Origin of the sequence: Pseudophaeobacter leonis, assembly GCF_002087335.1 — a bacterium.
GTDB classification, from domain to species: domain Bacteria; phylum Pseudomonadota; class Alphaproteobacteria; order Rhodobacterales; family Rhodobacteraceae; genus Pseudophaeobacter; species Pseudophaeobacter leonis.
The window spans coordinates 26,519-34,791 of record NZ_MWVJ01000050.1 but is presented as its reverse complement, the minus strand read 5'-3'; the positions used below and the strand labels follow the sequence as shown (position 1 = coordinate 34,791).

The 8,273-nt window shown below is 57.4% G+C and carries 3 protein-coding genes and 3 pseudogenes; 3 read left to right on the top strand and 3 right to left on the bottom strand.

The window, feature by feature from the left end:
* Window positions 1-223 precede the first annotated feature (223 nt).
* Both B4968_RS25730 and B4968_RS25725 read right to left on the bottom strand, forming a co-directional pair.
* A complete protein-coding gene (locus tag B4968_RS25730; RefSeq protein ID WP_338153257.1) occupies window positions 224-1,189 on the bottom strand; it encodes a diguanylate cyclase in 966 nt (321 codons plus the stop codon).
* 16 nt (window positions 1,190-1,205) lie between these two features.
* Window positions 1,206-2,018 carry a hypothetical protein gene (locus B4968_RS25725; protein ID WP_338153256.1) on the bottom strand — a complete coding sequence of 271 codons (813 nt, stop codon included), beginning with the start codon at window positions 2,016-2,018 and terminating at the stop codon, window positions 1,206-1,208.
* A 216-nt stretch (window positions 2,019-2,234) separates the two neighbouring features.
* Here B4968_RS25725 and B4968_RS12360 point away from each other — a divergent pair.
* Window positions 2,235-4,591, top strand: a pseudogene (locus B4968_RS12360) (ATP-dependent helicase).
* 666 nt (window positions 4,592-5,257) lie between these two features.
* Here the strand turns inward: B4968_RS12360 and B4968_RS12355 are convergent.
* Window positions 5,258-5,476 carry a DUF1127 domain-containing protein gene (locus tag B4968_RS12355; RefSeq protein ID WP_083099386.1) on the bottom strand — a complete coding sequence of 73 codons (219 nt, stop codon included), beginning with the start codon at window positions 5,474-5,476 and terminating at the stop codon, window positions 5,258-5,260.
* A 337-nt stretch (window positions 5,477-5,813) separates the two neighbouring features.
* On the opposite strand from B4968_RS12355, the pseudogene B4968_RS12350 reads away from it, so the two are divergent.
* Both B4968_RS12350 and mraZ read left to right on the top strand, forming a co-directional pair.
* Window positions 5,814-6,906, top strand: a pseudogene (locus tag B4968_RS12350) (Mrp/NBP35 family ATP-binding protein).
* 859 nt (window positions 6,907-7,765) lie between these two features.
* Window positions 7,766-8,270: pseudogene (mraZ, locus tag B4968_RS12345) on the top strand (division/cell wall cluster transcriptional repressor MraZ).
* The last annotated feature ends 3 nt before the right edge of the window (window positions 8,271-8,273 follow it).

The following is an 8,273-nucleotide window of genomic DNA, read 5'->3' as shown; positions in this document are numbered from 1 at the left end:
GATAATTCCCAGACAAATTTTGGCAGCCGTCTTTTGGCGCGGGCGCGCAGGTCAGACAGGCCGGGGTAGCGTTGATGCAGATCATCCATGGCGTATTGATAGGCGGTGCGGCGCAATTGACAAGTCCGCAGCGCGACTGCGCAGGATTTTAGGCGCCGCCAACAGCGCGTGCCCTCTGCGCTATAGTCCGGTCATTGGGCCGCAAAGGCGGTGATTGGTTGTCTCAGGCTGCATGCGGGCTTGCGGAGCTCGGCGCCTCAGTACAGCTGCTTTTTTCCTCTGGATGGCGCGGCTCGGGTGCTGCGCCGGAGGCAATGCAGACCTGATTGCGGCCCTTGGCCTTGGCCTCATACAGGGCATCATCGGAGGCGCGCAGCAGGTCCTGGGGCATCGAGCCATGGGCCGGATAATGCGCCACACCAAGCGAGATTGTGATGCAGGGCAGAGACTTTTCGCCATAGCGCACCACCACGGCCTCAACAGATTGGCGCAAAAGCTCTGCCTTGGTGATGACGTCTTCCTGGCTATGCCCCGAGACAATCAGGGTGAACTCTTCGCCGCCGGGGCGGCAGGCGACATCATCGCCGTCACAGGCCTGTTCCATAACCGCGCCAACAGCCCGCAGCACCATGTCACCGGCATCGTGACCGTGGTTGTCGTTGAACTTTTTGAAGTGATCCACATCGACGGCAATCACGCTGAGGTTTTTGCCTGTGTTCTGGCTGGCATTGATGAGTTTTCGCAGCGTTTCACTCATGTGGCGGCGGTTGAACAGGCCGGTCAGGGGGTCGCGGACCGATTGGTCATGCAACTGATCGCGCATCTGCACATTGGCAATCGCCATAGAGATTTGCTCGGCACACATCTGTGCCAGTTTTCTGCTTGTTTTGAACTCGTCGCTTTTGTCGGCAGCAGAGCGCAGGTGCATCAGGCCTACAGTTTCGCCGTGGGCCAGGATTGGAAAACAATAGTAGTTGCGGCCATCATGCGGTTCGGCGTGTTCACAGACAAAGTCGATTTCTGACGCACCGTATTCATAGGTACGCCCCCGGCGCAGGCCCCAGCATTCTTCCGGATGGATGTGATCTTTGTGTGCACCGCCGTTCCAGCTGGCGCAGCCCTCCAGCACATCGCGTGAGTTGGAATAGACATAGACGCTGCCCTCGGCGTCCGGCAGGATGTGGGTCATGAACCGGGCGACCATGTCAAACAGCTCTTCCAGAGAGCGACTGGATTGCAGCCACTCGTTCAGCTCTCCCAGCAACTGGACTTCCCGGGCCAGGCGCAACTGCTCGTCCAGAATGGCGCGTTCGCTTTTGTTGCGCACATAGAGCTGCCTTAGCCGCAAACGGGTTGGCGCTAAAGGTCATAAAGACGGCAAAGGACAGGGCCAGAAGCGAGATTGCCGTCAACACCGAGAGCGACAGGCGGGCCCGGTAGATGAAGGTGGTGCGGCGGGCGGGTATGTCGGTGAAAAACTCGATGGCTCCTCCGAAGTGGCCATTGCGCATCAGCGGCACATAGATCATCGCCACCTCTCGCTGTCCCTCAATCTGGGTGACGGCTGCCAGCTGGTTTGCACTGTCGACCTCGGCAGGCGATTGGCGTTCGTGTAGATAGTGGGTCTCGCCCTGGGCGACGATCGTGTCATAGTAGCTGCGGCTTTCGTATTCGCCAATCTCGTCTGGCCGGGTGGACCAGAAAACCATGCCATCTCTGTTGAGCATACGGAAACGATATACATTCGACGTCTTGGGCAGCAGGGTCAGATATCTGGCATCGAAAGGGCTGACGGCGCCGATCTCAAAGGCTTTTTCCGGGTCCTCCATATGGAGGATCACACGACGTTTCCAAAGCTCAGACTCCTGGCGAATGTCTGCCTCCAGCATGCGATCAACAATCGGAGCAGGCACTGCGATGATAGCCCAGACAGACCCTGCCGCCATGCTAACCAGCAGCAAGAGCAGAAATAGACTTCTGAGCCTGTTGTGCACCGCCTGTTTCAATTCGCTGTTCATGACCCACCTGATATCCCTGTTCGCCCCAGTTTGCGGCCTGAGTGCTTTAGATCAGGTTACAGTTGGTGAAAATTAAGGCGTCAATTCACCTATAAGGCGTGTAAAATTCAGGCGATTTTTCAGGTGATCAAGGGGCGACTTTGTTTGGCGTGGATTTGTGAACAGAATGCGAACGTCCCCTTTTCTCGCGCTTTGAAACAGGCTAGTGTTGCGGGCATGAACAGTTTTGATGAAATGGACGCCTTTGATGGCGCCTCTCTGTCTTCGCGGGCTATGGCCGCGCGCCCGACCCCCTATCTTGAGGGGCTCAACCCTGCGCAGCGTGAGGCGGTTGAATGTCTGAATGGGCCGGTTTTGATGCTGGCCGGGGCCGGAACTGGCAAGACCAAGGCGCTGACCGCGCGGATTGTGCACCTGTTGAACACTGGCTCGGCCCGCACCAATGAAATCCTGGCTGTGACCTTTACCAACAAGGCCGCGCGCGAGATGAAAGAGCGGGTCGGCGGCATGCTGGGCCAGCCTGCCGAGGGCATGCCCTGGCTTGGCACCTTTCATTCTGTCTGCGTTAAACTGTTGCGCCGTCACGCTGAATTGGTCGGGCTAAAGTCGAATTTCACCATTCTGGACACCGATGATCAGGTCCGCCTGCTAAAGCAGCTGATTCGGGCCGAAGACATCGACGACAAGCGCTGGCCTGCCCGGATGCTGGCGGGGATCATTGATGATTGGAAAACCCGGGCTCTTACGCGAGAGGCCTTGCCCGCCTCAGAGGCGGGGGCGTATAATTTTCGTGGTCCGGCGCTTTATGCGCAATGACAGACCCGCCTGAGAGAACTCAACGCGGTCGATTTCGGTGACCTTCTGCTGCATGTTGTGACTATTTTTCAGACCCACGCCGATATCCTGTCGCAATACCAGCGCTGGTTTCGCTATATCATGGTGGACGAGTATCAAGATACCAACGTCGCATAGTATTTGTGGCTGCGGCTCTTGGCGGGCGGCCATAAAAATATCTGTTGCGTGGGCGATGATGACCAGTCGATCTACGGCTGGCGCGGCGCCGAAGTTGGCAATATCCTGCGGTTTGACAAGGACTTTCCGGGGGCCAAGGTGGTCCGGCTGGAACAGAACTACCGCTCTACCGAACATATCCTGGCGGCGGCTTCAGGGGTGATCAGTGGCAATTCCGGTCGGCTCGGTAAGGAGCTGTGGACGGCTTCAAAGGGCGGCGAAAAGGTCCGCCTGATTGGCCACTGGGATGGTGAGGAAGAGGCGCGCTGGATCGGCGAAGAGATTGAGGCGACGCAGCGGGGCACCCGTGGTCAGGCGCCTATCGCCCTGAATAACATGGCGATTTTGGTGCGGGCTTCGCATCAGATGCGCGCCTTTGAAGATCGCTTCCTGACCATTGGTCTGCCCTATCGGGTTATTGGCGGGCCACGCTTTTACGAGCGGCTCGAGATTCGCGATGCCATGGGATATTTCCGTATGGTGACATCGGCGGATGATGATCTGGCCTTTGAGCGGATTGTGAACACACCCAAACGCGGTCTTGGCGACAAGGCACGGCAGACGATTCAGGCTGTGGCGCGTGAAAATGGCGTCTCGTTGGTTGAGGGCGCGCGTCTCGCGGTTGAGGCCGGGGCAATCAAGGGCAAAGGCGGCGCCTCATTGCGCCGTCTGGTCGAAGACCTGCGCCGTTGGGGCCGAATGGTGGAAGATCCTGACATCTCCCATATGGAACTGGCCGAGATTGTGCTGGATGAAAGCGGCTACACCGGCATGTGGCAGGCGGATAAAACCCCTGAGGCGCCGGGGCGGTTGGAAAACCTTAAGGAGCTGGTCAAGGCGCTGGAGAATTTTGAGAATCTGCAGGGCTTTTTGGAGCATGTCAGTCTGGTGATGGACAATGACAAGCAGGATTCGGATCAGAAAGTCTCGATTATGACCCTGCATGCGCCAAAGGGCTGGAATTCCCGGCGGTTTTCCTGCCTGGTTGGGAGGATGGTTTGTTTCCCTCGCAGCGGTCCATGGACGAATCAGGTCTGAAAGGGCTCGAAGAGGAGCGGCGGCTGGCCTATGTTGGGATTACCCGGGCTGAAACGCTGTGCACGATTTCCTTTGCCGGCAATCGTCGGGTGTTTGGCCAGTGGCAATCACAACTTCCCTCGCGTTTTGTCGATGAGTTACCAGAAGAGCATGTGGAGGTGTTGACGCCTCCCGGGCTCTATGGCGGTGGATATGGCGCGGCAGCCAGCAGTACCGAACCTATGCCATCAACCATTGACGCCAAGGTGGCGCAGGCAGATGGCTACAACTCCCCTGGTTGGAAGCGCATGCAGGCGCGCGCGGGTCAGCGAGGGATTTCTCAGCCCAAAGAAACGCCTAGCCAGGTGATTGATCTGACAGCTGTGTCCAGCTTCACTCTGGGCGAGCGGGTGTTCAATCAGAAATTTGGTTATGGCGTTGTTGCAGCTATTGATGGCGATAAGTTGGAAATAGATTTTGACAAGGCGGGCCTGAAGAAAGTTGTGGCGCGGTTTGTCTCTGCGAGTGATGACGTGCCGTTTTGAATATTCTGTTGATCTGAAAGATCAGCGGGTCGAATTGCGTAGCAATCCGACCCGGGCGGGGGCCGCCTAGACAGTTCTACTGTCTAGGCGGGCCCCGCCCCCCCTGTTGCCGATGTTTCGTTATGCAAAAAACTGTGGCGGCTTTTGCGAGCCCCAGGGCCACTGCTTGTTTTGAGCATCTGACAACTTGCGCCTCTCCCGGTGTTTTCCCTCATCAGCCGTCGCGCGGTTTATACGGCGCCTTTGCTGCATGAGAATGGTGGGATGAGCCGGTACAGGCTGGACGATTATGGCCCGAACAGCTTCGCCTCGAACCTCCAAATTCCCCTGCCTCTGTTATCGTATCCAGCCACAGGGCGTCTGGAGGTTTTATGATGCGCGCTAGCATTCACGGTCCCACATGGTCCCATGCCTGGCTCATGTCGGCAGGCCTGCTGCAGCAGGGCGGGCTCATTCATGTGGGGAGTAGGCAATAAAAAACGACGGTGCCCAGGGAGGAGGAGGGGCACCGCCGTTCATAGCAACATCAGGATCTAGGGAGGAGACGACCCGGATGTATTTGGTCCGGTATTACCCGGTATTTAGGTGCGGTGACATCAGGGAGGAGGAGGATGCCACCGCTTAGGACAGGCCCTTTAGGGAGGAGGAAAAAGAGCCTGATCTCTATTAGTTGTTTTCGTAGGCCGCCTGATACGCGACGCGTTTGATGAGCGACCGGTTCAGGCCCAGATCAGCCAGTTCGCGGTTTGACAGCTCAGAAAGCTCGTTCACCGTCTGGCGATACAGGCGAAACCGAGCAAATTTACTGCTCAACTCGTCGAACCACGCCAGTGGGAGTGCCGAGAATACGGCCTTATGTGTTGCGATCTGGTGTACAGCGGCCATCGGATGGGTCCTCAGAACTGGTAAATTAGAGAGTGCCGTTATCGGCGTTGCTTGAGAACAAAATAGGTAATTGCTGCGCATGCACAATCCCCGAAGTGAGCATTTCTGCTATGCAGCATTTGCATGGGTCATTGTTACCCATTTGTAAACAAGCTGTTATTTAGGCGGAATTGTCTTTTTTTGCATTCCCTATGGGCAACCGCAAAGGGTTCCCTATGGGCAACTGCCCAGTTGCGCTGGCCCGCGTGCTCTTGCGGAATGTCGCCTCTCGGCACAAGGTGCGCCCCTTATCAGATCAGTGCCCCGAGAGGGGGGGTCCCAAAGAGGAGAGCCGGGAATGTCAGTGACACAGAAAGAGATTCAGGATGCTCTTGGACGCCTGGTTTTGCCTGATGGCGGGACTTTGATCTCGCGGGATATGATCCGGGCGCTGACCCTTCAAAAGGGTGAGGGGTCCGGGACGGATGTGAAAGTCAGTTTTGTCATCGAGGCCCCCAGCCCCGCGATTGCCCAGCATATGGAGCCGCTGCGCCGTGCCGCCGAGGCGGCCGTGCTGGCGCTGGAGGGGGTTGGCGCGGTCTCTGCTGCCTTGACGGCGCATGGGCCTGCCGCACCTGTTGCTGCGCCGAGCCTCAAGATAGGCGGGCATCCAAAGCCCCAGGCGGGGCCAGTCAAAACCCCCAGGGGTTGCCCGTATCGTGGCTGTGGCATCGGGCAAGGGGGGCGTCGGGGAATCAACGGTCAGTGCCAACCTTGCTGTGGCGTTGGCCCGGCAGGGGCGCAGGGTTGGACTGCTTGATGCCGATATATATGGCCCAAGCCTGCCGCGCATGATGGGGGTCTCGGCCCGCCCGGCCAGCCCGGATGGCAAGGTGATTGAACCCTTGCAGGCGCATGGGGTCACCATGATGTCGATTGGTCTGATGGTGCCGGAAGAAAAGGCCGTGGTCTGGCGCGGCCCCATGTTGATGGGGGCGCTGCAGCAGATGCTGGGGCAGGTGAACTGGGGTGAGCTGGACATTCTGATCGTCGATTTGCCGCCGGGAACCGGGGATGTGCAACTGACGCTCTGCACCAAAAGCGAGCTGAGCGGAGTTATCGTGGTGAGCACACCGCAGGATGTGGCCCTGATTGATGCCCGCAAGGCGCTGGACATGTTCAACACCCTCAAGACACCGGTGCTGGGCCTGATCGAGAACATGTCGTTCTTTACCTGTCCGGATTGCGGCGGCGAGCATCACATTTTTGGTCATGGCGGTGTCTCATCCGAGGCCGAGGCTTTAGGGCTGCCGCTTTTGGGGGTTTTGCCCATCGACCTTGAAACCCGCCTGGCCGGGGATGCCGGGCGACCGGTTGCGGCAGGCGATGGGGCGATGGCTGAGGCCTATGGGCGGATTGCGCAGGGGCTGATTGCGGGCGGCATGGCGTGACGCGCCGCCGCTTCCTGGCACCGTCGCACATGCGTCTTTTGTGACGGCTGGGTCTCTGTGCGGCCATATGATGGGTCGATATGGTTTGATTTTGGACAGAGTTGGTTTGATTTTGGACTGAGGTAGCCTGATTTTGGACTGAGATGGCCTGATTTTGGACTGCGAGTGGGAAACTATGGGCCCTGTGGGAAATTATGGGACTGATTGAGATCTGATTGAGATCTGTCGCCCGCTTCAGGGGGTCGTTTGAGACTTTTTTGCCAAAGCGTGCCGAATCGTAAGGCGGCTTTGGGCGGAAATTCACTTATCCACAGAGTTATTCACAGGCGCCCCTTGGAACATAAGCGGAACTTGACTATATGTTAACAGAGCCGCGTCCGAAAACTGGGAAATGATGGGTCGGCTGTAGTCCGGAAGTGAGATTTTTTTGCACCCTATATCTAGGGGGTGATCTCTATCATTCGGCAAATTGTAGATATTTCACCCTCTGTTTGGCGACATATCACCTCAGTTCTGGCCGGTCCTCCTCTTCCATTAAGCGGTTTTTTGGAAATTTAGGTTGTCAGGCCATGAATTCCCATAGTATCCCTTATTCATCGGATGCGGCGAAGAGCACATAGGGGCGCCAAAGACCCCAAGCTCATAATAATAAGCAGGTTTCATACAGGCCTTCAATTCATTCGAACAACGAGAGATCCGGCGCGCGGGCGAGCAGACATCCCCCCAGATGGCGCGCGCAGTCGGACACCCCGCTCAGCGGGAATTAGGAGGCGGGTTGATCAGTGGCAGCAGATCAACCCGCCCCTTTTACTTTCTGGGGGTCAAATAGCGCCAAAGCGCGCATGTAGAGGACGATATTTTGGGCCGCAGGTTCAGAGGCGAAAGTCACCATAAGGTGGACACAAAGGGGCGGGTATCCATTCCAGCCTCCTTTCGTCGTGTGATCGAGGCAAGTGACCCAAACTGGAAGTCCGGTGAAAACCCCGAACTGGTGATTGTCTACGGCGACCAGCGCCGCAATTATCTGGAATGCTACACGATGGAGGCGATCGAAGAGGTCGACGCCAAAATTGATGCTTTGCCGCGCGGCTCGATGCAGCGCAAGATGCTGCAGCGCCTGTTTCACGGCCAGTCTTTCCCAACCACGGTAGATGAGACCGGCCGTCTGGTGTTGCCCGCCAAGCTGCGCAATAAGATCGGCCTTGAAAAAGAAGGCCTTCTTTATGGCGGCGGGCGACACCTTCCAGCTCTGGAAGCCCGAGACCTATGAAAAAGAAGAGCTGGCCCAAACCGAAAAATGGATGGATGAGCTGCCGGAAGGGTTTGACCCGCTGGAGTTCCTAGATAGCGCCGGAGGCGCATAAGGC